Origin of the sequence: Sphingomonas sp. LHG3443-2 (genome assembly GCF_049896405.1) — a bacterium.
Lineage (GTDB): Bacteria > Pseudomonadota > Alphaproteobacteria > Sphingomonadales > Sphingomonadaceae > Sphingomicrobium.
The window spans coordinates 2101531-2125041 of record NZ_JAFCUG010000001.1; the positions used below are offsets into that span (position 1 = coordinate 2101531).

Here is a 23511-nt window from a genome sequence, read left to right on the forward strand (position 1 = left end):
CCACTTCGCGTCTGCTGACGAAAAGCCGGGTTAGCGGGCGAGAGTTAAAAGGCCGTTAGTGGCGGCAAGCGATCAGGCGAGGAACGCGGGATCCAGGACGATGCGCCCGTCTTCGAGATCGGCGATGCCGGGCCTGTAGGGGATCAGCGACTTCTTGCCGCTCGCCAGGGCAATTTCGAGAAGGTCCCCTGCCCCGAAATTCTCGACCGCCGCGACCGTGCCAATCGCGCTGCCCTCCCGGTCGACGCAGGCAAGGCCGAGCAGATCGGAATGGTAATACTCACCCTCCTCAAGTGGCGGCAAGGCGTCACGCTCGACCTCGATCAGCGTGCCGCGCAAGCTTTCGGCGGCGGAGCGATCGTTGACGCCCTCCAACCGGGCGATCGGGCTCTTCGGGGTGCCGCCAGCCTGGAGGAGGCGGCGTGGCGCACCGTTGACCAATACGATGTCATGCGCCTTGAGCGCGTCGATCCCGTCGGCGAACAGTTTGAGGCGCACCTCGCCGCGGACGCCATGGGCACCGGCGATGGCAGCGAGGGTGATACGTGCGGTCATAGGAGAAGCTGGTCGGCTCCGCCCCGGACTGACCGGGACGAAGCCGACACAAAGCGCTTACTCGGCCTTCTCGGCGCCTTCGGCCGGAGCGGCGTCGTCCGAACCTTCGGCCGGCTCAGGCTGGGTCGGGGCGCTGACCTCTTCGGCCGGGGCGTCAGCAGCCGGGGCGTCGGCGGCCGGAGCCTCCTCGGCGGCAGGCTCTTCGGCCGGCGTAGCAGCGGCGGCGGCAGCGGCTTCGGCTGCCTCAGCGGCCTTGGTAGCACGCTCTTCAGCGCGTTCAGTGGCCTTTTCGCCCGGCTTACCCTTGTTCGGGTTGTTGCGCGCCGCGCGCTCCTTGAGGCCGGCGGCGTCGAGGAAGCGCGCAACGCGGTCGCTCGGCTGTGCGCCGACGCTCAGCCAATGCGAGATGCGGTCCGCGTCCAGCTTGACGCGCTCAGGCGAATCCTTCGCCAGCAGCGGGTTGTAGGTGCCGACCTTCTCGATGAAGCGGCCATCGCGCGCGTTGCGGCTGTCAGCCACGACGACACGGTAATAGGGACGCTTCTTGGAGCCGCCACGAGCCAGGCGAATTGCTACTGCCATTTGTTCATTCCTTCTCTCAAGTCTTTGTTACTTCTTACCGAAATTATTACCGCCGGGCGGCAGCCCGAACGGGCTGGAACCGCCGGGAAGACCGGGCAGACCAGGCGCTCCAGCACCCGGCAGAAGTCCGCCCATGGCGCCTTCCATGCCGCCCTTGCCGAACAGCGCGGCAAGCTTGCCGAGGCCACCCATCTTCTTGAGGCGCTTCATCGCGCCTTCCATTTCCTGGTGCATCTTCAGGAGCTTGTTCACCTCCTGAACGGTGCGGCCGCTGCCCTTGGCGATGCGGATCTTGCGCTTGGCGTTGATCAGCGCGGGCTTGGCCCGCTCGGTCGCAGTCATCGAGGACAGCATGGCTTCCAAGTGGACCAGCGCCTTGGTGTCCTGCGCCTTTTCCATCGCGCCCTTCATGCCCTTCATGCCGGGCATCATGCCGGCAAGCGCACCAAGGCCGCCCATCCGCTGCATCTGCTGCAGTTGCATGCGCAGGTCGTCGAGGTCGAACTTGCCCTTGGCCATCTTGGCCGCGAGCTTCTCGGCTTCCTCGACCTTGATGGTTTCCGCGGCGCGCTCGACCAGGCTGACGACGTCGCCCATGCCGAGGATACGACCGGCCACGCGGCTGGGATGGAACGGCTCGATCGCGTCGAGGCCTTCGCCCGTGCCGGCGAACTTGATCGGCTTGCCGGTGACCGCGCGCATCGACAGGGCCGCGCCGCCGCGGGCATCGCCGTCCATCCGGGTCAGGATGACGCCGGTCAGCGCAATCTGGTCGGAGAAGCCCTTGGCGACATTGACCGCGTCCTGGCCGGTCAGGCTGTCGACCACCAGCAGGGTCTCGGCCGGACGGCTGACCTCGGCCACCGCCTTCATCTCACCCATCAGGGCATCATCGACGTGGAGACGGCCAGCAGTGTCGAGCAGCAGGACATCATAGCCCTGCAGTTTGGCCGATTGCACCGCTCGGCGGGCGATCTCGACCGGGGGCTGGCCAGGAACGATCGGCAGCGTGTCGACACTCGCCTGGCGACCGAGCACTGCCAACTGCTCCTGCGCCGCCGGACGGGCAACGTCGAGCGAGGCCATCAGCACCTTCTTGCGATCCTTGGTCGCAAGACGCTTGGCGAGCTTGGCGGTCGAGGTGGTCTTACCCGAGCCCTGGAGTCCGACCATCATGATGATGGCGGGTGGCGCAACGGCGAGCTCGAGCTCGCTGCTGTCCGCGCCAAGCATCTCGACCAGGGCGTCGTTGACGATCTTGACGACCTGCTGCCCCGGCGTGACGGAGCGCAGCACTTCTTGGCCCACAGCACGGGTGGTGATCGTCTCGACGAAATCGCGGGCGACCGGCAGCGCAACGTCGGCTTCGAGCAGGGCGACCCGCACGTCGCGCATGGCGCCGCGCACGTCGTCCTCGGTGAGGGCGCCGCGGCCGCGAAGCTTGTCGAACACGCCGCCAAGGCGGTCGCTCAGGGTCTCGAACATCAACTCAACTCCGGTATCGAAAGGCGCAAAGCGGCAAAACGCCGGCGGGCGAAACCTCGCCGGCCAGCGTACCCCGAAAGGCGCTCATCGATGTGTGTCACTGGGACGATGGGGCGCTTAGCCGAAGGCGGGCAGAAGTGCAACCAGCACCCCTGCCCTGCCTCCTGAACGATCAGGCCGCGGCGTCGTCCGCCTTGTCGCGGTTGGCGTAAACGCGGACCGGTTCCTTGCTGCCGGCGACCACGTCTTTGTCCACGTGAACCTTCTCGACGCCGTCCATGCCGGGAAGGTCGAACATCGTGTCGAGCAGGATCGCCTCGAGGATCGAACGAAGGCCGCGCGCGCCAGTCTTGCGTTCGATCGCCTTGCGGGCGACCGCATTCAGCGCGTCGTCGGAGAAGACGAGATCGACTTCTTCCATGTCGAACAGCTTGGCATATTGCTTGACCAGCGCGTTCTTCGGTTCGACCAGGATCTTGACCAAGGCCGCCTCGTCGAGATCCTCGAGCGTGGCGATGACCGGCATACGGCCGATGAATTCGGGGATAAGGCCGAACTTCATCAGATCCTCGGGCTCAGTGTGCTTGAGCACCTGGCCGGTCTTGCGCTCGTCCGGACCAGCAACATGCGCGCCGAAGCCGATCGACTTGCCCTGCAGACGGTCGCCGATGATCTTCTCGAGACCCGCGAACGCGCCGCCGCAGATGAACAGGATGTTGGTCGTGTCGACCTGCAGGAACTCCTGCTGCGGATGCTTGCGGCCTCCCTGCGGCGGAACGGAGGCGGTGGTGCCTTCCATTAGCTTCAGCAGCGCCTGCTGGACGCCCTCACCCGACACATCGCGGGTAATCGAGGGATTGTCCGACTTGCGGCTGATCTTGTCGATTTCGTCGATATAGACGATCCCGCGCTGCGCCTTTTCGACATTGTAGTCGGACGCCTGAAGCAGCTTGAGGATGATGTTCTCGACGTCCTCACCGACGTACCCCGCTTCGGTCAGCGTGGTCGCGTCGGCCATGGTGAAGGGCACGTCGAGGATGCGGGCCAGCGTCTGCGCAAGCAGGGTCTTGCCGCAGCCGGTCGGGCCGATCAGCAGGATGTTCGATTTGGCGAGCTCGACCTCGGTGCCGCTCTTGGCGCCGTGGTTGAGCCGCTTGTAATGGTTGTGGACGGCGACCGAGAGGACGCGCTTGGCGCGGCTCTGTCCGATCACATAGTCGTCGAGCACCTTGCAGATCTCCGCCGGCGTTGGGACGCCGTCGCGGGTCTTCACCAGCGCGGACTTGGATTCCTCGCGGATGATGTCGTTGCACAGCTCGACGCATTCGTCGCAGATGAAGACGGTCGGCCCGGCGATGAGCTTGCGCACTTCATGCTGCGATTTGCCGCAGAAGCTGCAGTAGAGCGTGCTCTTGCCGTCGCCACCGGAAAGCTTGGTCATAATCGTCCTTGTGTCGCCAGACGCCGTAGCGCCCGGACGGGCAGCCTAGCCCGCTTGTTTGCCGGATACAAACTCTCAGAAGGCTTAACGCGTTGCGTGGCTCAGGTGAGGATGTGGAGAGGATATGGCTTCCGTGCCACGGTCCGGCAAGGGCTGGCGTGAAGGAAGCGCTTACCTGCCAGCAGCTTGAGCCGATTTGCACGCTGCTGGCTGGGGCGGCAGGATTCGAACCTGCGCATGCCGGTACCAAAAACCGGTGCCTTACCGCTTGGCGACGCCCCAGTGCGCGGGGGGCTTATAGCGGATGAAAACCGCTCGGGAAGCCTCCGCGTGGCGTGATCAATCAAGCGGCTTCTTGTGGGTCTCGGGGAGCCAGATGGCGCTTACCATGAACGCCATCGCCACCACCGCGATGGTGTACCAGAGGCCGGCGTAGGCATCGCCCGTACGGACCACGATGTACTGGCTGATCAACGGCAGAAATCCGCCGAAATAGCCCGACCCGATGTGATAAGGCACGCTCATCGAGGTGTAGCGGATACGCGCCGGGAACATCTCGACCAGGATCGCGGCGACCTGCCCGTAGGTCATGGCCGACAGCGCCACCATCACGGCGACGGCGAGGATGATCATCCACGGGCGTTTCTCGGCCGGGTCGGCCTTGTCAGGATAGCCGGCGGCGGCAAGCGTGCTGGTGTAGGTAGCCTGATCGAAGCCTTCGATCCGCTGCTCGCCCACCCGCAGCGCGACCGCACCGGTTTCTGCCTTGGTGTAGCTCACACCACGCTTGGAAAGGTAGTTTAAGGCTTGCGCGCAGGGCGTCTTGTGCTTGGACGCGAAGACATTGAAGTCGCAGTTCGCCGGCAGTTCCAGCGTCACCGGATTGGCCTCGGCCGCCCGGGCGAGCGCCGGGTTGGCGCCGTTCGCCATCAGGTGGAACAGCGGAAACAGCAGCACCAGCGTCAGGCCATAACCGATCAGCAGGATCTTCTTGCGCCCAACCCGGTCCGACAGGGCCCCGAAGCCGACGTACAGCGGCGCGGCGAGCGAGGCGCCGGCGGCCATGTAGAGCAGTGCTTCGGTCTCACCGACGCGGGCGGTGCCCTGCAGGAAGTAGAGCGTGCCGAATTGGCTGGTATAATAGATCACCGTCAGACCCGCGGCGACGCCGAACAGGGCGACCAGCACCCGCTTGATGTTGCCGGGATAGGTGAGGCTGTCCTTGAAGGGATTGCGGCTAGTGGTGCCGGCTTCCTTCATTGCCTTGAACACGGGGCTCTCGTTCAACTTCATCCGGATGTAGAGCGAGATGGCGAGCATCACGAGGCTGGACAGGAAGGGGATCCGCCAGCCCCAGGCGTCGAACTCCTCGGGCGTTAGCGCCGCGCGGCAGGCGAGCACCATGACGAGGCTGAGGAGGAAGCCCCCGACCACGCTGACCTGGATCCAGCTGGTATATTGGCCGCGCTTGCCCGGTGGGGCATGCTCGGCGACGTAGATCGCCGCGCCGCCATATTCGCCGCCGAGTGCCAGACCTTGAAGCAGACGAAGGCCGACGAGAAGCGCGGGAGCGAGGAGGCCGGCGCTCGCGTAGGTGGGGAGGAAACCGATGGCGGCGGTGGCGCCGCCCATCAGGCTGATGGTGATGAGAAAGGTGTATTTGCGGCCGACGCGATCGCCGAACCAGCCGAACAGCAGCGCGCCCAATGGCCGGACCCCGAAGCCGGCACCGAAGGCGGCGAGGCTGGCAAGGGTCGCCGCGGTGGGGTTGTCGGCGGGGAAGAACAGGCGGCCGAGCAAGGCCGCGAGAATGCCGTAGACGAAGAAATCATACCATTCGAAAACGGTACCGAGCGCGCTGGCGGTGATCACCAGCCGGTCGCGCTTCGGGTCTACGACATACTCATCCGCTGAGCCTGCGGCACTCGCCATAACGAAAACTCCCCCTCGCCTGCGGTTCTAGCAAGGCGCAAAGAGAGGGCAAGCGGGTCAGCCGAGGCGGCCGTTCACCAAGTCGTCGTAATCCTTGGCGAGCTGCTGCTGGAGCGCGCCAATCTCGAACCGCCACGGACCCGCTGACTGGACAAAGGTCACTTCGGCGGCCGAGCCGGTGAGAAAGAAGCTTTCGAAGCTCTCCAGTTCTTCCGGCCAGATCGCCCGCTCCTGCACCTCGATCCCGCGGCGCTGGGCGAGGTCGATCAGCGTCTGGCGGGTGAGGCCATTGAGGAAACAGTCGGGCGTCGGCGTATGGATCACGCCGTCACGGATGAAGAAGGCGTTGGCGCCGGTCGCCTCGGCCACCTGGCCCCGCCAGTCCATCATCAGCGCGTCGTCGAAGCCGCGCGCGTCGGCGCGGGCCTTGGACATGCTGGCGATCATGTAGAGGCCCGACGCCTTGCTCTGCGTCGGCGCGGTGTAGGGCGCGGGACGGCGCCATTCGGCGAGGTCGAGGCGAATGCCCTTTGCGGCCTTTTCGGGCGGGTAGTATTTGCCCCAATTCCAGGCGGCGATCGCGAGGTGCGGCTTGGTCCCGATCGGATTGACGCCCATGCTCTCCGACCCGCGCCAGGCGACCGGGCGCATGTAGGCGTCGGTGAGGTTGTTGGCCTTGAGCACTTCCTCGCAGGCGGCATCGATCTCGGCGACGCTCCACGGCAATTCGAAGCCGATCAGTTCGGCCGACCGGCGAAGGCGCGCGCTGTGGTCGGACAGGCGAAAGATCTTGCCGCCGTAAGCACGCTGGCCTTCGAACACGCTGGAGGCGTAGTGGAGCGCATGGGTCAGGACGTGGACGTTGGCCTCGCGCCACGGCACCAGCTTGCCATCGAACCAGATCCAGCCGTCGCGGTCGTCGAAGCTCACGTTATCTTTCCCTTCAGAAACTTGAGCGCGGCTTAGGAGCCGCGCGTCTCTGCCGCAAGTTCAGCGGACCGCGCGGTGGCGGCCGCAAGGGTGTCGTCGATAAGCCGGGGCAGGTGCGCGTCGAGTATCTTGAGGCCCGCCTCGGTGGTGCCGTTGGGGCTCGTTACCCTCCGGGCGAGGTCAGCCATGCTCTCGCCGCTGGACGCCGCCAGCCAGGCCGAACCGAGCACCGCCTCGCGCGCGGCGGTGAGCGCGAGACCGGGGTCGAGCCCCCTGCCCTCACCCGCGGCGGCGAAGGCGGCGATGAAGCGCGCGGTGTAGGCGGGGGTCGAGCCGGCGACGAAGCCGATGGCGCCGAACTCTTCCTCACTGGCGCACCACGGAGCGAAGCCGAGCATCGAGAACCAGGGCTGAAGCTCGGACTGGAGCGACGGGTCGGAGCAGAGAAGCGGCAAGACGCCGCGGCGGACAGCGACGGGGAGGTTGGGCATGACCCGGACGACGGCGCGGGCGCGAGGGAAATGGCCTTGCAGGGTGGCCATGTCGGCACCGGCGAGGATGGAGATCACCGTGGTGCGCGAGGTGACCCATTGGGCGACTTCAGGGGCCAGGGCGCGGAGTTGTTGGGGCTTGAAGCCGAGGACGATGCGGTCCGGGACGAGGCCTGCCTCGCCCACCGTTCGGACGGTGCGGATGCCGGGGACCGGGGTGCCGCTGGGGCGGACGGCAGTGAAGCTGCCGGGGTCTTCGCCGGCCATCAGCCAGCCGGCGACCATCGCCGAACCCATGTTGCCGCAGCCGATGAAAAGCGTGTTGGTCATTGCCGTCCCCAGCCGAAGTTCTCGAAGTTCACATAGGGCGGCACGGTGGAATCATTGCTTTTCCGCCCTTTTGCGAGTCGGCGCTTCCAACGGGGGGAGCTGAAGCCGAGCCACGCGAATTCCTACATTGCAAGCAGCTTCACGCCTCGCCCGCAGTCTCGATCAGCGCAGCCTGGATCGCTTCGGTCGGACTCTTGCCGCCCCACAGCACGAACTGGAACACCGGATAGAAGCGCTCGCATTCTTCCAGCGCGGCTTCGCTCAAGGATTCCGCCTGCTCGAAGCTCAGGCCATCGTCGCCGCCATCGACCAGCGCCGCGTAGCGGAACACGATCAGGCCGCTCGACGACCACAGCTCGAAATGGCCAAGCCAGAGCTGCTCGTTCACCAGGCCCAGCGTCTCGTACATGGCAGCGCGCTTGTCGGACGAAACCTTGACGTCGGGGAATGCCAGGAACTGGAGGACGCTGTCCTCGGGACGCCAGACGCCGCGAAGCTCATATTGCGCCCAGCTGCCGGGCGCGGAGGCGACGATCTCGCCGTCGCCGGTGCGCTCATTGGCCCATCCGCGCGCCTCGAAATAGGCTTCGAGCACCTCGATCGGGGCGCCGTCGTCGCGCTCCTCACCGGCATTGTCGTCGTCGCGAGCGGACAAGCTCACTCCTCAGGCGTCTCGATGCCGGTGGTGCCGGCAGGCGGAGCCTTGGTGTCGCCGTCGGGCGTCTTGCGGCCGAACTTGCCGCCCTTCAGCGCCGCAATCTCGGCCTTGAGAGTCTCGACTTCCTCACGGGCGGTGGCAGCCATCTGCTTCACCGCCTCGAACTCGTCGCGCGAAACGAAGTCCATGCCGGCGACCCATTCCTTGGCCCGCTCACGCATGCCGTCCTGCGCCTCGCGGGTCATGCCCGCCACGGTTCCGGCGGCGCCGTTCATGATCTTCACGAAGTCTTCGAAGAAGCGGTTCTGCGATTGCATAAGCTTAACCCCCAGTAATCCCGAGCGGCGCACGGTCGGCGCCAGCATTGAGCTTGCCCGTCTCGAAGTTGAGCGCGGTGGCAAGGCACAGCCACGGCAGATAGGGCACAAGCAGCAGAGCCGCCACCCTGTTCAGTGGCCAGAAAGCGATAATCGTGGCGGTGACCAGCACGTTCATGCCCATGATCAGCAGGAACGCCCAGTCGATGTAACCGGCGCCGAAGAAGGTCGGCGACCAGGCCCAGTTGAGCAGCAGCTGCGCGAAGAACAGCGTGAGGGCAAGGCTACGCTGCCGCGAGGCCGGGCGCGCGAGGATCAGCGCAAGGGCGATCCCCATGAAGGTGTAAAGCGTGGTCCAGGCCATGCCGAAGGCCCAGCCCGGCGGTTGGAAGCTCGGCTTTTCCAGCGGCACATACCAGCCGTTCGAGAAACCGCTGTTGGAAAGGTAGCCGATCGCCGATCCCACGGCCACCAGCACCGGCGCGGTGATGAGGGCGATCTTCCACCAGGACCGGCGCGGCGGTCCGTTGCGGCGATCGAAATTTTCGGCCATGGTGGCCATGGTTCAGCTCTCCTTGCAGGCTGCGAGCAGGAACTCGACATTGCCTTCCGGCCCCGTGATCGGGCTACGCGTCGTTCCCAGAACCCTCCAGCCCCGCGAAGCGATCCATTGTTCCACTTGCCCGACGACGCGGGCATGGACGGCCTCGTCGCGGACTACGCCGCCCTTGCCGACTTCGCCGCGCCCCGCTTCGAACTGAGGTTTGACGAGCAGCAGTGCGCGGCCGAAAGGCTTCACGAAATCAATGGCTTTGTCGAGAACCTTGTGAAGCGCGATGAAGCTCGCGTCGCAGACGAGGAGGTCGATCGGCTCGGGGATATGTTCTGGCGTCAGGTGGCGGGCGTTGGTTTGTTCGAGCACCACCACGCGGGGGTCCTGGCGCAGCTTCCAGGCGAGCTGGTTGGTGCCGACATCGACGGCATAGACCTTCGCCGCGCCGCGCGAGAGCAGGACGTCGGTGAAGCCGCCGGTGGAAGAGCCGACATCGAGACAGGTGAAGCCGGCAGGGTCGATGCCGAAATGGTCGAGCCCGCCAACCAGCTTCAGGCCGCCGCGGCTGACCCACGGGTGGTCCTTGCCGCGAACGTCGAGCGGGGCGTCGGGCGCGATGGTGTCGCCGGCCTTGGCGATCTTGCGTTCGCCGGCGAAGACTAGGCCGGCCATGATCAGCGCCTGCGCTCGGCTTCGGCTTTCGGCGAGGCCGCGGTCGACAAGCGCCTGGTCGACGCGCTGCTTGGCCAAGGGGTTAGGCCCGCGCCCCATTCTCCACGCCGACGCTGTTGCGGCGGAGCGCTTTCAGGACGGTGTCGACGATGTGCGGGGCGTTGAGGCCCGCTTCGTCATATTGCTTGGTCGGATTGTCCTGGTCCTGGAAGGCGTCGGGCAGGCGCATGGTGCGGAGCTTGAGGCCGGCATCGATCAGGCCTTCATCGCTGGCCATGGTGAGGACGTGGGCGCCCATGCCGCCGACTGCCGCTTCCTCGATCGTCACCGCGACTTCGTGGGTGGTGAGGAGCTTGCGGATCAGCGCCTCGTCGAGCGGCTTGGCAAAGCGCATGTCGGCAACGGTGGTGCTAAGGCCCATGCTTTCGAGCTGCTCGGCCGCTTTCTCGGCTTCCTCGAGGCGGGTGCCGAGCGAGAGGATGGCGACGGTTTTGCCTTCGCGCACCACCCGGCCCTTGCCGATTTCTAGGCTCTGGGGCTCGGCCGGCATAGCGAGGCCGCGGCCGTTTCCGCGTGGGTATCGGACCGCGATGGGGCCGGTGTCGTGCTTCGCCATGGTGTGGACCATGTGCGTCAGCTCGACCTCATCCGCCGCGGCCATCACTACGAAGTTGGGCAAGGTGCAGAGATAGGCGAGGTCGAACGAGCCGGCGTGGGTGGCGCCATCGGCCCCGACCAGCCCGGCGCGGTCCATCGCGAAGCGGACCGGCAGGTTCTGGATCGCGACGTCGTGGACGACCTGGTCGTAGGCGCGCTGGAGGAAGGTCGAATAAATGGCGCAGAACGGGCGGAAGCCTTCGGCGGCAAGACCCGCGGCGAAGGTCACCGCGTGCTGCTCGGCGATGCCGACGTCGAACATCTTGTCCGGATGGGCTTTCTCGAACACGTCGAGCCCGGTGCCCCCCGGCATGGCGGCGGTGATGGCGACGATCTTCTCGTCGCGGTTCGCTTCGGCGACGAGGGCGTCCGCGAACACCTTGGTATAAGCGGGTGGGCCGCCGCCGGGGCCCTTGTCCTGCTTGCCGGTGACGACGTCGAACTTCACCACGCCATGATATTTGTCGGCGCTGTTTTCGGCGGGCGCGTAGCCCTTGCCCTTCTGGGTCACGGCATGGATCAGCATCGGGCCGTGGTCGCTGTCGCGGACGTTTTCGAGGATCTCGACCAGGCTGAGGATATCGTGGCCGTCGACCGGGCCGACGTAGTAGAAGCCCAGTTCCTCGAACAGGGTGCCGCCGGTCATCATCCCGCGGGCATATTCCTCGAAGCGCTCGGCCGCGTTGCGCATGGGCTTCGGGAGCTTGCCGGCGAGGCGCGCGGCAAGCTTGCGGGGGCTGAGGTACTTGTTGCTGGAGACCAGGCGCGCGAGGGCGTTGCGGAGATTGCCGACCGGCGGAGCGATCGACATGTCGTTGTCATTGAGGATGACGATCAGGCGGTTGCCGCCCGCTTCGGCATTGTTCATCGCCTCGAACGCCATGCCGGCGGTGGCCGCGCCGTCGCCGATCACCGCAATGGCGCGGCGGTTGGCATTCTCGAGCTTGGAGGCGACGGCGAAGCCAAGCGCGGCCGAGATGCTGGTCGAGCTGTGCGCCGCGCCGAACGGGTCATATTCGCTTTCGCTGCGCTTGGTGAAGCCCGAGAGCCCCCCGCCCATGCGCAGCGTGCGGATGCGGTCGCGGCGGCCGGTCACCACCTTGTGCGGATAGCATTGGTGACCGACGTCCCAGACCAATTTGTCATTGGGCGTGTCGAAGACGTAGTGGATGGCGACCGTCAGCTCGACCACGCCGAGGCCGGCACCGAGGTGGCCGCCGGTCACCGACACGGCCGAGATCACTTCCTGTCGAAGCTCGTCGCAGAGCTGGGGAAGCTGGCTCTTGTCGAGGGCCCGGATGTCGGCGGGCAGGTGGATGGTGTCGAGGAGCGGGGTGGCGGGGCGCGAACTCATAGACGAATTCCCCTACAGCGGCGCGCGGGGGAAGTCGAATAGGCCTTTCGCCCCCTCGCCTGCCCGGAACCTTTTACGCGCAATCCTCGCAGGTGCCGCGGACCTCGATCACCGGGCGGGTCGGCGCGAAACCGCTTTTTTCCGCGGCTTTGCGGACGCCTTGCGAAATGCTGTCATCGTCGATGTGCTTGGCCTGGCCGCAGTGATCGCAGATCAGGAAAATGCAGTCGTGGAGGCATTCGGGATGGTTGTTCGCGACATAAGCGTTGGCGCTTTCCACCCGGCGCGCAAGGTTGGCGCCGACGAACAGGTCGAGGATGCGGTAGACGCTGTTGGCGGCGACCCGGCGTTCCTGCGCCTTGCTGACTGCTTCGGCGATGTCATAGGCGCTGGCCGGGCGATCGAACCCGGCGAGGGCGTCGAACACGGCTTCGCGCATGCCGGTCCATTGTTCGCCGCTGGTGGTGAGCCGGTCGCGGGCCGCGCTTTTCAGGTCCTCGCCGCCGTGATCGTGGTGATGGTGCTTGGCCATGGGCTTACATAGGCGTTGCGGCCCCTGTTTCACAAGGGAAGCTGGCAGGCCCGACCGGCCCACAGGCGCCCCATCTCGAGCGTAAGACTTAGGTGCGCCGCCCGAAGGGATGCGCGGTGCCGCGGCGATTGAGGTCGTGACCAAGCGCGAGGATCAGCACGCCGAGCATGGTGGCGACCGCTTCGGTGCCGTCGTGCGGCAAGGTCAGCGAGCCGGCCATGACGCCAAGTCCCATGCCGCCGACCGCACTGGGCATCACGAAGCCATGTTCGAGGATGCCGCGGCCAAGCGCAAAGGCGCCGAGCGCCATCGCCAAGGTCAGCCCGATCTCGTGAATCCAGTGCGAGCCAAGCAGGCCGCCGAACGCCGACACAAAGGCAAGCAGCACCGTGGTCGCAAGACAGTGGACAAGGCACAGCCCGGACAGGCCGATGGCCAGCCGGTCCCACAGCGGGTTCGAGGCGTGCGTGTCACTCATCGTTGCGTCGATGTTATAGTGCAACATGGTAGAGGTTACAACGTCTCCCCCATGAAAAGTTGCACCGGAAAGGTGGACAATTCGTCCGCTTGCCCCCTTCTCCAACCACGCTCATATGCCCGGCCACATGACCGCTGACGTTCTTCGCTCCCCGACGGCCCGGCCGCTGGCCGTGTCAAACTGGCTGCTCAGCCTGTGTGGCCTCATCTTCGTCATGGTGGTCGTCGGCGGGATCACCCGGCTGACCGAAAGCGGGCTGTCGATCACCGAGTGGAAGCCGATCACAGGCGCCATCCCGCCGCTGACCGAAGCGCAGTGGCTACGTGAGTTCGAGCTCTACCAGCGCATTCCCGAATATCAGCAGATCAACCGGGGCATGAGCCTCGACGAGTTCAAGAACATCTTTTTCTGGGAATGGGCCCATCGCCAGCTTGGCCGGGTGATCGGGCTTGCCGCGCTGCTGCCGCTGGCGTGGTTCGCGTTCAGGAAGGCCATCCCCAGCGGCTATGGCTGGCGGACGGGCAGCATCTTCCTGCTGGTCTGCGTGCAAGGCGCGATTGGTTGGTGGATGGTGGCTAGCGGGCTGACCGAGCGGACCGACGTCAGTCACGTCCGGCTGGCTGTGCATCTTCTAACAGCGCTTTTCATTTTCGGTTTTGCGCTTTGGACGGCGCTCGACCTGCGCGCGCCCGGCGCGGTGCCGCGCAAGATCCCGACGTTCGGGCTGTGGACCTTCGCCGCCCTGGCGCTACAGCTGTTGTACGGCGCTTATGTCGCCGGGCTGGATGCAGGCTATGCCTTCAACACGTGGCCGCTGATGGGCGACTCGCTCTATCCTGCCGCCGCGCCGTGGCTGGAGCCGTTTTTCCGCAACTTCGTCGACAATCCGGTCACCGTGCAGTTCATCCATCGCTGGTGGGCGTTTGTGGTGCTGGCCCTCGCAGTGGTGCTGGCGCGCAAGCTCAAGCGGGTCAGCCGCAAGCATTCGATCGCGCTTCATTCGGCGATTGGGACGCAGATCCTGCTCGGCATCTGGACCCTGTGGTCGGGTGTCGACCTGCATATCGCGGTGACGCACCAAGCGACGGCGGTGCTGGTGGTGGCGAGCTTCGTTGCGGCGGTGCATCGGCTCGCGGCTCCGGGCTCAGTGACCGAGAGCGCAGCGGCGCCGCTGGTACCGAGCACGGCTGACGGCCGGTGAGCATCGTCACAGTCTATTGCGTGTTCGCCGACGAAGCAGAGGCACGGCGGATCGGGCGGCTGGTGGTCGAGGAAAAGCTCGCCGCCTGCGCCAACATTCTTGGTTCCTGCCGCTCCATCTATCGCTGGCAGGACCGGATCGAGGAAGCGAGCGAGGTACCCGCCTTGTTCAAGACCACTGCCGACGCCGCCGAACAGCTGGTCGAGCGGCTCGCCCTACTCCACAGCTATGACGTGCCGGCGATCACCGTTTGCCCGGTCGAGCGGGCACTCGAAAGCTATGCGACGTGGGTCGGCGACAATGTCGCGAAATCAGCAGGGTAGCATTTTACCCGCCGTGAAAGCGGCTGTTTTGCTTGACTTTCCACTCCCCTCCCGCGATTAGCCCGGCACAAGCGCTGCCCGGCTGGGCGGCGTTTTCCTGTTTGAAAAGGGTTTCACGAGCCATGAAGGCGCTGTTGAAGACCACCAAGTCGGCCAAGCCGGCTGAGGTCGAGAAGAAGTGGCATCTGATCGATGCCGAAGGACTGGTCGTCGGCCGTGTCGCCACGATCATCGCCAACATCCTGCGCGGCAAGCACAAGCCGAGCTTCACCCCGCACGTTGATTGCGGCGACCATGTCATCGTGATCAACGCCGACAAGGTCCGCTTCACCGGCCGCAAGGCGCAGCAGAAGATCTACTACAAGCACACCGGTTATGCCGGCGGCCTGAAGGAAGTCACTGCCGCCAAGGTGCTGGAAGGCCGCTTCCCCGAGCGCGTGCTCGAGAAGGCCGTTGAGCGCATGATCCCGCGTGGCCCGCTCGGCCGTGACCAGATGCGTGCCCTGCACCTCTACAACGGCACCGAGCACCCGCATAACGGCCAGGACCCGCAGACGCTCGACGTCGCGTCGATGAACCGCAAGAACAAGGTGGGCGCATAAGATGGCCGACAAGAAGTCCCTCGCCGATCTCGGCGCCCTGACCAGCCAGCCGGCCCCGGCTCCCGAAGCCGCCGCCGCTCCGGCCGAAACCGGTGCTGACGCCAACGGTGCGGCTCCGGAAGCCGCTGCCAGCGACGAGCCGGCTCCGTTCGTGCCCGCCGTGTCGGACGCTCCGCTGCGTGAGCAGCAGCTCGACAAGTTCGGCCGTGCGTATGCGACCGGCCGCCGCAAGGACGCCGTTGCGCGCGTCTGGCTGAAGCCGGGCTCGGGCAAGATCGTGGTCAACGGCCGCGACCAGGAAGTCTATTTCGCGCGTCCGACGCTGCGTCTTGTCATCAACCAGCCGTTCGGCATCACCGATCGCGCCGGCCAGTACGACATCATCGCCACCGTCAAGGGCGGCGGTCTGTCGGGCCAGGCGGGCGCCGTGCTGCACGGCATCGCTCAGGCGCTGACCCGCTACGAGCCGGTGCTTCGCACCACCGTCAAGCGCGCCGGCTTCCTGACCCGCGATCCGCGCGTCGTCGAGCGTAAGAAGTACGGCAAGGCGAAGGCCCGCCGCAGCTTCCAGTTCTCGAAGCGCTAAGCTTCTTTTTCCAACCTCAAACGGAAGAGGCGCTCCGGTCGGTCCGGGGCGCCTTTTTCTTTGGGTTCATCCGGGCGGCGACGCGCCGGCGTTCTCCCAGCGGTCCTGCAGCGCCTTGTAGTCGTCGGTGCGCTGTTCGGGCAGGCCCTCGGTGTTGAGCCAAGCGCGGTGCATGCTTTCGGCGCCGAAATGCGAGGTCGGTCTGAAGCCGTAGGGATCGTCGAAGGCGGCGACGGTGAGGTCCATCATCTCGCTGCCTTCGAGGAAGCGGAAACCGAGCGTCGTGCCGCAGGTGGCGCAGAAGGGGCGCTCCGCGATCGGCGAGCTGCGATACCAGTTGGGCTCTTCGCTCCAGGTCACGTCGGCCTGGCGGACGTTGAGCATGGCGAGGCTGACGTTGCCGCTGGCGCGCTGGCACATGCGGCAGTGGCAGAGATAGGGCTTGGCGTCGTCGTCCACCTCGGCGGTGAAGCGCTTGGCGCCGCACGCGCAGCCGCCGGTCATCGTCGTCATTCTCTGCCCTCCTGTGCTCAGCCCTTCTGCAAATGCTTCCGCCCCAGCAGTTCGGCGATCTGCACGGCGTTGAGCGCCGCGCCCTTGCGGAGGTTGTCGCTGACGCACCACAGATTGAGGCCGTTCTCCACCGTCGGGTCTTCGCGGACGCGGGAGATGAAGGTGGCATAGTCGCCGACGCATTCGACCGGGGTGACGTAGCCGCCCGGCTCGCGCTTATCGACCAGCATGACGCCGGGCGCCTCGCGCAGGATGTCCTGCGCTTCCTGGGCGCCGATCTCGCGCTCGAACTCGATATTGATGCTTTCCGAATGGCCGACGAACACCGGCACCCGGACGCAGGTCGCGGTGACCTTGATCTTGGGGTCGAGGATCTTCTTGGTCTCGACCACCATCTTCCATTCTTCCTTGGTCGAGCCGTCGTCGAGGAAGTCGTCGATGTGGGGGATGACGTTGAAGGCGATTTGCTTGGGGTAGAAAGCGGGCTCCACGCTGTCGCCGACGAAGATGTTGCGGGACTGGTTGAAGAGCTCGTCCATGCCCTGCTTGCCGCTGCCCGAGACCGATTGGTAGGTCGAGACGACCACCCGCTTGATCCCCGCCGCGTCGTGCAAGGGCTTCAGCGCCACCACCATCTGCGCCGTGGAGCAGTTCGGATTGGCGATGATGTTGCGGGCGCGGTAGCCGGACAGCGCTTCGGGGTTCACTTCGGGCACGACCAGCGGCACGTCGGGGTCCATGCGGTAGAGCGAGCTGTTGTCGATCACGGTGCAGCTTGCGGCCGCGGCGCGCGGCGCGTGGACCTTGCTGACCGCGGAGCCCGCGGCGAAAAGGGCGATGTCCCAGCCGGTGAAGTCGAAATGCTCGAGGTTCTGGACCTTGATCTCTTCGCCACCATCGCCGAAGTCGATGATGTCGCCCTGGCTGCGGCTGGAGGCCAGCGCCGCCACCTCGTCGAGCGGGAACTGCCGCTCCGACAGGATCTGCAGCATCTCGCGCCCGACATTGCCCGTCGCGCCGACGACGGCGACCCGATAACCCATGGCTCTTCTCTCCGGAAATCCCTGAGCCGCGCATATAGGGAGCGCGGCCCCCAAGCGAAACCTACTTGGCCGGCGCGATCCCGTTGCGTTCGAGGAAGCGCAGCATGGTGCCGTAGCGGTGGACCGAGATGTTGGGGCCGGCGACCGCATGGGTCTTGCCGGGATAGACCATCGTTTCGAACGGGACCTTGGCTTCCTGCAGCTTGGCCATCAGCTCGGTCGAGTTCTGGAACAGGACATTGTCGTCGCTGAGGCCGTGGATCACCATCAGCGGATCGGTGATCTTGGTCGCGTCGGTCAGCGCGCTGGCCTTGGCATACGCGTCGCCGTCGGTGCGGGGGTCGCCCATGTAACGCTCGGTATAATGGGTATCGTAAAGCTCCCACTTGGTCACCGGGGCGCCCGAGATGCCCGCCGCGAAGGCACCGGGGGCGGCCTGGAGCAGCTTCAGCACCATGTAGCCGCCATAGGACCAGCCGCTGACCGCCACCTTGTCGCCAGCCACGAAGGGCTGGGCCTTGAGCCACTTCAATGCGGCGAGCTGGTCGGCGACTTCGACCCCGCCCAAGGCACGGTACGCTGGCTGCTGGAAGGCAACGCCCCTGCCCTCTTCGCCGCGATTGACGACCTGGAACAGGATCCAGCCTCGCTGGACGAGATATTGATTGAGCGCGCCGCTGAAGCCGGTTTGCACGTCCTGCGCGGTCGGGCCGCCGTAGACGGTCATCAGCACCGGCGCCTTACCGCCGCGTTCCTGAAGGCCGGGCGGCAGGATCAGGCTGTAGTCGAGCTGGGTCTTGCCGTCGGCGGCGGTGAGCTTGCCATAGGTGGGCGCGATGCGCGGGTCGTAATAAGGCGCGAAGGGATGACCGGCGGCAAGGCGGTTCTCCTCGATCCAGGCGAGGCGCTTGCCCGCGGCGTCGGCAAGCCAGACCTGCGCTGGCTGGGTGACCGAGCGGCTGGTGATGACCGCGAGCTTCCCGCTCTTGTCCATGGTCACCGAATTGTTGGTGCCGTTGGGCGTGAGTTGCACCGGCTTTGCACCACGCTTGCGATAGTCGAGCGAATAGAGCTGATATTCGATGGTGCGTTCCCGGTTGGCGGTGAAGAAGAGCTTGCCGGCCTTTTCGTCGAGGCCGACCACTTCGCCGAACGCCCAGGGTCCGGACGTCAGCGGCGTCGAGCGGCCTTTCGCCCAGCGATAGAGGTGGCGGTGGCCGCTCTTTTCCGAGGAATAGAGCAGACTTCCGTCCTCGAGCGGCCTCAGGTCTTCGTGGAGGTTGATCCAGGTCGGCGAGGTGTCGGAGAACAACAGGGTCGACGCGCCGGTCGCGGCGTCGACGCGGAGATAGTCGAGGCGCTTCTGGTCGCGGGTCTGGCGTTGGACGATCAGGCTGCGGCCGTCCTTCATCCAGTCGACGCGGGTGAGATAGACGTCGGGGTTGGTGCCGAGGTCGGCCTTCACCTTGCCCGAGCCGTCCGGGTTCATGAGGTAGAGATCGACCTTGGCATTGTCGGTGCCCGCGCGCGGGTAGCGTTGCTGGACCACGGTGGTCTTTTCGGCGCCGATCGCGGCGCGGGTGGCGACCTCGACCCCGCTTTCGTCGACCCGCGCGACGGCGATGCGGCGGTCGTCCGGCGACCACCAGTGACCGCGGGTGCGCTTCATTTCTTCCTGGGCGATGAATTCGGCGAGGCCCCAGCTGACCGTCTCTGACGCGCCGTCAGTGATCTTGGCCGCACGGCCATCGGCGAGATTGATGACGTGAAGCTCGTGGTCCGCGACGAAGGAGACGAAGCGGCCCGTCTCGCTGACCGTGCCGTCGAGTTCGGTGTCCTTGCTGTCGGTCAGGCGGCGGACCTGTCCGTCGAGGCTGGCGAGATAGAGATCGCCGTCCAAGGGCACGAGCAGGCTCTTCCCGTCAGGCGCCCATTCGTAGCTGACGATACCCTTGATATTGGCGGTGCGCGCCCGCTCCTGCTGCATCCGCGCCGCTTCGCTCAAGGCGGCGCCGCTGCCGACCTTCTTGCTGTCGACCAGCATCCGCATCTGGCCGGTGGCGGGATCGATCGCCCACAGGTCGTAGCGCTCGGTGTCGTCGGGGCGATTGCGGAGCAAGGTCGCGAGGCGGCCGTCGGGCGATAGCTTCACCATGCGCGGGACGGGCCCCGAGAGCGAGGGCGCCGCGAACACGCGCTCCAGCGTCAGCGGCTGTCGCGGCTGAGCACTGGCGGCGGTCGCGGAAAGGCCGAAAGTGGCGGCGGCGGCAAGCAACAGGGCGCGAGTCATGAGGCGGCGGTAACCGCGACCGCGGCGATTGGCAAAGGGCCTGCAGCCGCTAAGCTCACGGCGACAGGGGGGTAACGATGCGCCGATTGCTGCTGCTTGGACTGATCGTCGTTGGCCTGCTGCTGGGGATGGCGGCAACGCGCTGGCTGAGCCTGCCGCCGCCGCTTCGGGGCGAGAATGCCGCGGGCGAGTTCAATGCTGTGCGGGCCAAGGCGCGCTGGGCGCGGGTGCTGGGCGATCAGGCGCCGCATCCCGCCGATAGCCCTGCCAGCGACCGCGTACGCGAGCGGTTGGTCGGCGAGCTGCGTGCGTTGGGGCTGCAGCCGGTCACGACCGATCGCTTTGCCTGCAACAAGCTCAAGAGTTCCAGCGGGGTCAGCTGTGCGCGCGTGCGCAACGTGCGCGTCACCATCGGCCCGGATGGTGCCGCGCCGCACCTCCTCGTCAACTCGCATTACGACAGCACGCCGGTCGGACCGGGCGCCTCCGACGCGGGCATGGGTGTCGCGTCGATGCTGGAAGCCCTCGCCTTGCTCAAGGATCGCCCGCTGCGCCGGCCGGTGACCTTTCTCTTCAACGAGGGCGAGGAGCTGGGGCTGATCGGGGCGCGTGCCTTTCTCGATGCCGATCCGCTGAGCCGTAACGTCGATACGCTGATCAATCTCGAGGCGCGCGGCACGACCGGGCCGGTAAACATGTTCGAGACGTCCGTGCCCAACGCGGCGGCGGTGGCGCTGTACGCCCAAGCCGTGCGCAATCCTGTCGGCAACAGCCTGGCGGTCAGCGCCTATCGGCTGATCCCCAATTCGACCGATGTCAGCACGTTTCTCGAGGATCGCGACTGGCTGACGCTGAACTTCGCCCCGATTGGCAACGAGACGCGCTACCATTCGCCGGGCGACGATCTGGCGGCGATGGATCCGGCGACGTTGCAGCACATGGGCGACCAGTTGCTCAAGGTGGCGAACGGTGTGGCCGGACAGAATGGCGTCGACCTGCGCAAGCGCGACGGTGATCGGCTGTTCATGAACATCGGCACGCGCTGGCTGTTTACCTTCGGCCTCGTGACCCCGCTGTTCGCTGGAGTGCTCCTCGGCGTCGCCATCCTTTCGGACGGCGTGAGGAGGCGGCGGCAGGGGAAGCTGGGCAACTTCCTGCGCGTCGCGAGCGCCGTTCCCTTCCTTTTGGTGGCGCTGCTTGTTCCCGTTGCGGCGGCGTGGGCCGGACTGGCGGTGGTCGGGGCCTTTCGCGAAGGACAGTTCTGGCGCGCCAACCCCCTGGCGACCGAGCTGGCCATCTATGCCGGGGTCATTGCGCTTGGTCTTGCGCTGCTGGCGCTGGGCAAGCGCTGGAGCGTGGCCGAGCTGCGCCGCGCCTGGTGGCTGCTGTTCGTCGCCATCGGCATCGCCTTCAGCGTCGCCGCCCCAGGGGCGATGGTTTATTTTCTCCTGCCGCCAGGTATCTTCCTGGTGGGCACGTTTGCCGGTGCGCGTCGCTGGCCGGCGGTTGAGACCGTTGCCGCCCTCCTCGCCGCCTTGACCTTATTCGTGACGATGGGCGGGGCGCTGGGGCTCATCCAGGATCTGGTTAATGCCGGGCCGTTGTGGATCCTCGCCCCGTTCGGTGGGTTGCTCCTGATGCCGTGGTTGATCGAAGCGACGCCGTTGCTGGCGGACCTGCGCTGGTCGCGTGCAGCGGGGGTGGCGTTGGCTTTCGCCGGGCTGGCGTGGATTCCGGCGGCGCTCGCCCCCGCCTACAGCGCCGACCGGCAGCAGCAATGGACGCTGCAATATGTCGTCGGCGCCGGGCCGGATCAGCCGTTCTGGTCGGTGGTGAACGACTGCAAGGCGTTGCCGCAAGCGTGGAAGAGCCTGGGCCAGTGGCGGCTCGGCACGCTGCCGCTCGGCACGCGCCAGCGGTGGATATCCCCGGCGCGGCCGGTCGCGGGGCTGGTCCCGGCGCGCGCGCTGCCCGTGGAAGCGGTGGCGCGGCCCGGCGGGCGGCGGGTCCAGTTGCGGCTTCAAGCCAATGGCGCCGACAACATCGTATTGCTCGCACCCGAGGGAGCGGCGATCGCCGGGCTCGGCATACCGGGGCAGGTCCGCGCGATCGATGCCAGGCGCACCAAAGGCCCCTACAGCCTCAGCTGCACCGGCCGGTCGTGCGATGGTCAGGTGGTAGAGCTGCTGGTGGGCCCGCAGCCGGTCAAGCTGCAGGTAACGGGGACGCGCTGGGCGCTGCCCGCCGCCGCTTCGCCGCTGGTGGCAGCACGGCCTGCGAATGCCCGCCCGCAATATCTGCCGGATGCCACCATCACTATCGAGCGCATCCGGATCTGAGGCTTGAAAGAAAAAGGGCCCGGCCTTGCGGCCGAGCCCCTGTTTCTTGCGCGAACGCTGTGGCCTTACTCGGCCGCGGCGGCCGTGTTCTTGGCCGGGCGCGGATCGCGGCGCTCGGCGATACGGGCCGACTTACCGGTGCGGCCACGCAGGTAGTAAAGCTTGGCGCGGCGGACGACACCGCGGCGGACGACGGCGATCTCTTCGATCGACGGCGAATAGAGCGGGAACACGCGCTCGACACCTTCGCCGAAGCTGATCTTGCGAACGGTGAAGTTGGAGCCGATGCCCTTGTTCGAACGGGCGATGCAGACGCCCTCGTAGTTCTGGACGCGGGTGCGCTCGCCTTCGACGACGCGGACGCCGACGCGGAGCGTGTCGCCCGGACGGAATTCGGGGATGGCGCGCTTGGCGGTGAGCTCGTCGATCTGCTCACGCTCGAGGGTCTGAATCAGGTTCACTTCGATCTACCTTCGTCTCGTTGCCGCGCACCAGAGGGCGACGCCTGCGAGACGCCCCCATGGCGCTCGTACAGGTCCGGCCGCCGTAGCCGTGTATCTTCGATTGCCCGGGCTTTACGCCATGCGGCAATCTTCGCATGATCCCCCGATCGCAGCACTTCGGGGATCGTGCGCCCTTCCCACTCTTGCGGTCGGGTATAATGCGGATGTTCGAGCAGCCCCGTTTCGAAGCTCTCGTCCACACCGCTATCGGGGGCGCCCATTACGCCGGGAAGCAGCCGAACGCAAGCATCGAGCAGCACCATCGCGCCGAGTTCGCCGCCGGAGAGGATATAGTCGCCGATCGAGACGGGTTCGAGGGGGCGGGCGTCAAAGATTCGCTCGTCGAAGCCTTCGAAACGGCCGCAGAGAATGATGGCCCCCTCTCCTGCCACCAGGTTGCGGACCTTTGACTGGGTGAGTGGTGCTCCGCGCGGACTCATGGCCACGATCGGGCGGCCGTCGGCCACGCTGTCGATGGCCGCGGCCAGCACGTCGCAGCGCAGCACCATTCCCGCTCCGCCCCCGGCCGGCGTGTCATCGACCGTGCGGTGCTTGTCGATGGCGAAGTCGCGGATGTTGGTGGCCTCGAGGCTCCACGTGCCCTGCTCCAGCGCACGCCCGGCCAGGCTCGTGCCGAGCGGGCCCGGAAACATGTCCGGGTAGAGGGTGAGGACGGACGCGCGGAATGTCATCGCGATTGCCAATCCTTGGACCAACCACCGGCGTCAATTGCTGCTGCAATCTCGCGGAGCGTCAATCGGTGCGGAAAAGATGTTGGATCAGGGACACTCAAGCTATCGCTTCCCATTACCGCCTTTTTCAGCAGCATCCACGGGATCAAAATCGGCGCAACGAATAAGGCTCTGCACCCGCGGTACGAGTTGGTTTGATCAGTGTAATAAAGCCAAGGAATTGTGTGAACGACGTCGCCGAATTCATTCAGCAGTTCCTGCACGAAGTCGTCCACATCAATACCAAAGATCAAAAGGTCTTGGCTGATCGCGTCAGTTGGCTCGATGGCACCTTCCCAGCCGCCGCGGGCTTGCATGAAGCGCCAGGTAGCAGCGATCACTCTCGCCTCAGTGGTGCGCTCTGCCATCGGCGCAACCTAGGCGGAACAATACGTCCCGCCAAGCTATTGCGG

The 23511-nt window shown here is 66.0% G+C and carries 25 protein-coding genes and 1 tRNA gene; 5 read left to right on the top strand and 21 right to left on the bottom strand.

All coding sequences use genetic code 11. From position 1 onward, the window contains the following. Positions 1 to 72: 72 nt before the first annotated feature. The 15 genes from rimM to ACP69Z_RS10585 form a co-directional block, all read right to left on the bottom strand. Positions 73 to 555 (bottom strand): ribosome maturation factor RimM, encoded by a 483-nt coding sequence (gene rimM, locus ACP69Z_RS10515; protein ID WP_426267436.1) that lies wholly within the window; start codon positions 553 to 555, stop codon positions 73 to 75. A gap of 57 nt (positions 556 to 612) precedes the next feature. Next, a complete protein-coding gene (rpsP, locus tag ACP69Z_RS10520) occupies positions 613 to 1137 on the bottom strand; it encodes a 30S ribosomal protein S16 (RefSeq protein ID WP_426267437.1) in 525 nt (174 codons plus the stop codon). 27 nt (positions 1138 to 1164) lie between these two features. Next, positions 1165 to 2622 (bottom strand): signal recognition particle protein, encoded by a 1458-nt coding sequence (ffh, locus tag ACP69Z_RS10525; RefSeq protein WP_426267438.1) that lies wholly within the window; start codon positions 2620 to 2622, stop codon positions 1165 to 1167. A gap of 172 nt (positions 2623 to 2794) precedes the next feature. Then, the gene (gene clpX, locus ACP69Z_RS10530; RefSeq protein ID WP_426267439.1) at positions 2795 to 4063 is read right to left on the bottom strand and encodes an ATP-dependent Clp protease ATP-binding subunit ClpX; all 1269 of its coding nucleotides are present in this window, start codon (positions 4061 to 4063) and stop codon (positions 2795 to 2797) included. A 207-nt stretch (positions 4064 to 4270) separates the two neighbouring features. Next, positions 4271 to 4345: transfer RNA gene (locus ACP69Z_RS10535), tRNA-Gln, on the bottom strand. 57 nt (positions 4346 to 4402) lie between these two features. Further along, on the bottom strand, positions 4403 to 5995 hold the full coding sequence (locus ACP69Z_RS10540; protein ID WP_426267440.1) for an MFS transporter: 1593 nt from the start codon (positions 5993 to 5995) through the stop codon (positions 4403 to 4405). Positions 5996 to 6052: 57 nt separating this feature from the next. Beyond that, positions 6053 to 6925, bottom strand: a complete 873-nt coding sequence (locus ACP69Z_RS10545; RefSeq protein ID WP_426267441.1) for a branched-chain amino acid aminotransferase — start codon at positions 6923 to 6925, stop codon at positions 6053 to 6055. 32 nt (positions 6926 to 6957) lie between these two features. Continuing rightward, complete coding sequence (locus ACP69Z_RS10550) at positions 6958 to 7746, bottom strand: pyrroline-5-carboxylate reductase family protein (RefSeq protein ID WP_426267442.1); 789 nt, start codon at positions 7744 to 7746, stop codon at positions 6958 to 6960. Between the two features lie 139 nt (positions 7747 to 7885). Then, positions 7886 to 8401: a YbjN domain-containing protein gene (locus ACP69Z_RS10555; protein ID WP_426267443.1), complete on the bottom strand. Its 516-nt coding sequence runs from the start codon at positions 8399 to 8401 to the stop codon at positions 7886 to 7888. 2 nt (positions 8402 to 8403) lie between these two features. Beyond that, a complete protein-coding gene (locus ACP69Z_RS10560; protein WP_426267444.1) occupies positions 8404 to 8721 on the bottom strand; it encodes an accessory factor UbiK family protein in 318 nt (105 codons plus the stop codon). 4 nt (positions 8722 to 8725) lie between these two features. After that, positions 8726 to 9283: a TspO/MBR family protein gene (locus ACP69Z_RS10565; RefSeq protein ID WP_426267445.1), complete on the bottom strand. Its 558-nt coding sequence runs from the start codon at positions 9281 to 9283 to the stop codon at positions 8726 to 8728. A gap of 3 nt (positions 9284 to 9286) precedes the next feature. Then, entirely contained in the window at positions 9287 to 10024 is a 738-nt protein-coding gene (locus ACP69Z_RS10570; RefSeq protein WP_426267446.1) for a TlyA family RNA methyltransferase, read from the bottom strand. Positions 10025 to 10028: 4 nt separating this feature from the next. Then, entirely contained in the window at positions 10029 to 11957 is a 1929-nt protein-coding gene (gene dxs, locus ACP69Z_RS10575; RefSeq protein WP_426267447.1) for a 1-deoxy-D-xylulose-5-phosphate synthase, read from the bottom strand. Between the two features lie 73 nt (positions 11958 to 12030). Continuing rightward, on the bottom strand, positions 12031 to 12489 hold the full coding sequence (locus ACP69Z_RS10580; protein ID WP_426267448.1) for a Fur family transcriptional regulator: 459 nt from the start codon (positions 12487 to 12489) through the stop codon (positions 12031 to 12033). An 88-nt stretch (positions 12490 to 12577) separates the two neighbouring features. Further along, positions 12578 to 12967, bottom strand: coding sequence for a MerC domain-containing protein (locus tag ACP69Z_RS10585; RefSeq protein WP_426267449.1), 390 nt, complete (start codon positions 12965 to 12967; stop codon positions 12578 to 12580). A 127-nt stretch (positions 12968 to 13094) separates the two neighbouring features. Between ACP69Z_RS10585 and ACP69Z_RS10590 the strand changes: the two genes are divergently transcribed. The 4 genes from ACP69Z_RS10590 to rpsI all read left to right on the top strand — a co-directional run bounded on the left by ACP69Z_RS10590 (position 13095) and on the right by rpsI (position 15679). Then, complete coding sequence (locus ACP69Z_RS10590; protein WP_426267450.1) at positions 13095 to 14168, top strand: COX15/CtaA family protein; 1074 nt, start codon at positions 13095 to 13097, stop codon at positions 14166 to 14168. Then, entirely contained in the window at positions 14165 to 14491 is a 327-nt protein-coding gene (gene cutA / locus ACP69Z_RS10595) for a divalent-cation tolerance protein CutA (protein ID WP_426267451.1), read from the top strand. The genes ACP69Z_RS10590 and cutA overlap by 4 nt, the downstream gene beginning before the upstream one ends. Before the next feature lie 122 nt (positions 14492 to 14613). Then, positions 14614 to 15093 (top strand): 50S ribosomal protein L13, encoded by a 480-nt coding sequence (rplM, locus tag ACP69Z_RS10600; protein ID WP_314445134.1) that lies wholly within the window; start codon positions 14614 to 14616, stop codon positions 15091 to 15093. 1 nt (position 15094) lies between these two features. Continuing rightward, positions 15095 to 15679 (top strand): 30S ribosomal protein S9, encoded by a 585-nt coding sequence (rpsI, locus tag ACP69Z_RS10605; RefSeq protein WP_426267452.1) that lies wholly within the window; start codon positions 15095 to 15097, stop codon positions 15677 to 15679. Positions 15680 to 15745: 66 nt separating this feature from the next. Here rpsI and ACP69Z_RS10610 read toward each other — a convergent pair whose 3' ends face one another. The 3 genes from ACP69Z_RS10610 to ACP69Z_RS10620 form a co-directional block, all read right to left on the bottom strand. Then, positions 15746 to 16192 (bottom strand): GFA family protein, encoded by a 447-nt coding sequence (locus ACP69Z_RS10610; RefSeq protein ID WP_426267453.1) that lies wholly within the window; start codon positions 16190 to 16192, stop codon positions 15746 to 15748. Between the two features lie 17 nt (positions 16193 to 16209). Then, positions 16210 to 17235, bottom strand: coding sequence for an aspartate-semialdehyde dehydrogenase (locus ACP69Z_RS10615; protein ID WP_426267454.1), 1026 nt, complete (start codon positions 17233 to 17235; stop codon positions 16210 to 16212). 61 nt (positions 17236 to 17296) lie between these two features. Continuing rightward, positions 17297 to 19525: a DPP IV N-terminal domain-containing protein gene (locus ACP69Z_RS10620; protein ID WP_426267455.1), complete on the bottom strand. Its 2229-nt coding sequence runs from the start codon at positions 19523 to 19525 to the stop codon at positions 17297 to 17299. 77 nt (positions 19526 to 19602) lie between these two features. Between ACP69Z_RS10620 and ACP69Z_RS10625 the strand changes: the two genes are divergently transcribed. Beyond that, on the top strand, positions 19603 to 21864 hold the full coding sequence (locus tag ACP69Z_RS10625; protein WP_426267456.1) for a M20/M25/M40 family metallo-hydrolase: 2262 nt from the start codon (positions 19603 to 19605) through the stop codon (positions 21862 to 21864). 65 nt (positions 21865 to 21929) lie between these two features. On the opposite strand, the gene rplS is transcribed toward ACP69Z_RS10625, so the two are convergent. The 3 genes from rplS to ACP69Z_RS10640 are packed head-to-tail and all read right to left on the bottom strand — an operon-like array spanning position 21930 to position 23466. After that, entirely contained in the window at positions 21930 to 22325 is a 396-nt protein-coding gene (rplS, locus tag ACP69Z_RS10630) for a 50S ribosomal protein L19 (RefSeq protein WP_426267457.1), read from the bottom strand. Beyond that, positions 22322 to 23059 (bottom strand): tRNA (guanosine(37)-N1)-methyltransferase TrmD, encoded by a 738-nt coding sequence (gene trmD / locus ACP69Z_RS10635; protein WP_426268089.1) that lies wholly within the window; start codon positions 23057 to 23059, stop codon positions 22322 to 22324. Before trmD ends, rplS begins: the two co-directional genes overlap by 4 nt. Continuing rightward, the gene (locus tag ACP69Z_RS10640) at positions 23056 to 23466 is read right to left on the bottom strand and encodes a hypothetical protein (RefSeq protein ID WP_426267458.1); all 411 of its coding nucleotides are present in this window, start codon (positions 23464 to 23466) and stop codon (positions 23056 to 23058) included. The genes trmD and ACP69Z_RS10640 overlap by 4 nt, the downstream gene beginning before the upstream one ends. Positions 23467 to 23511: the final 45 nt, after the last annotated feature.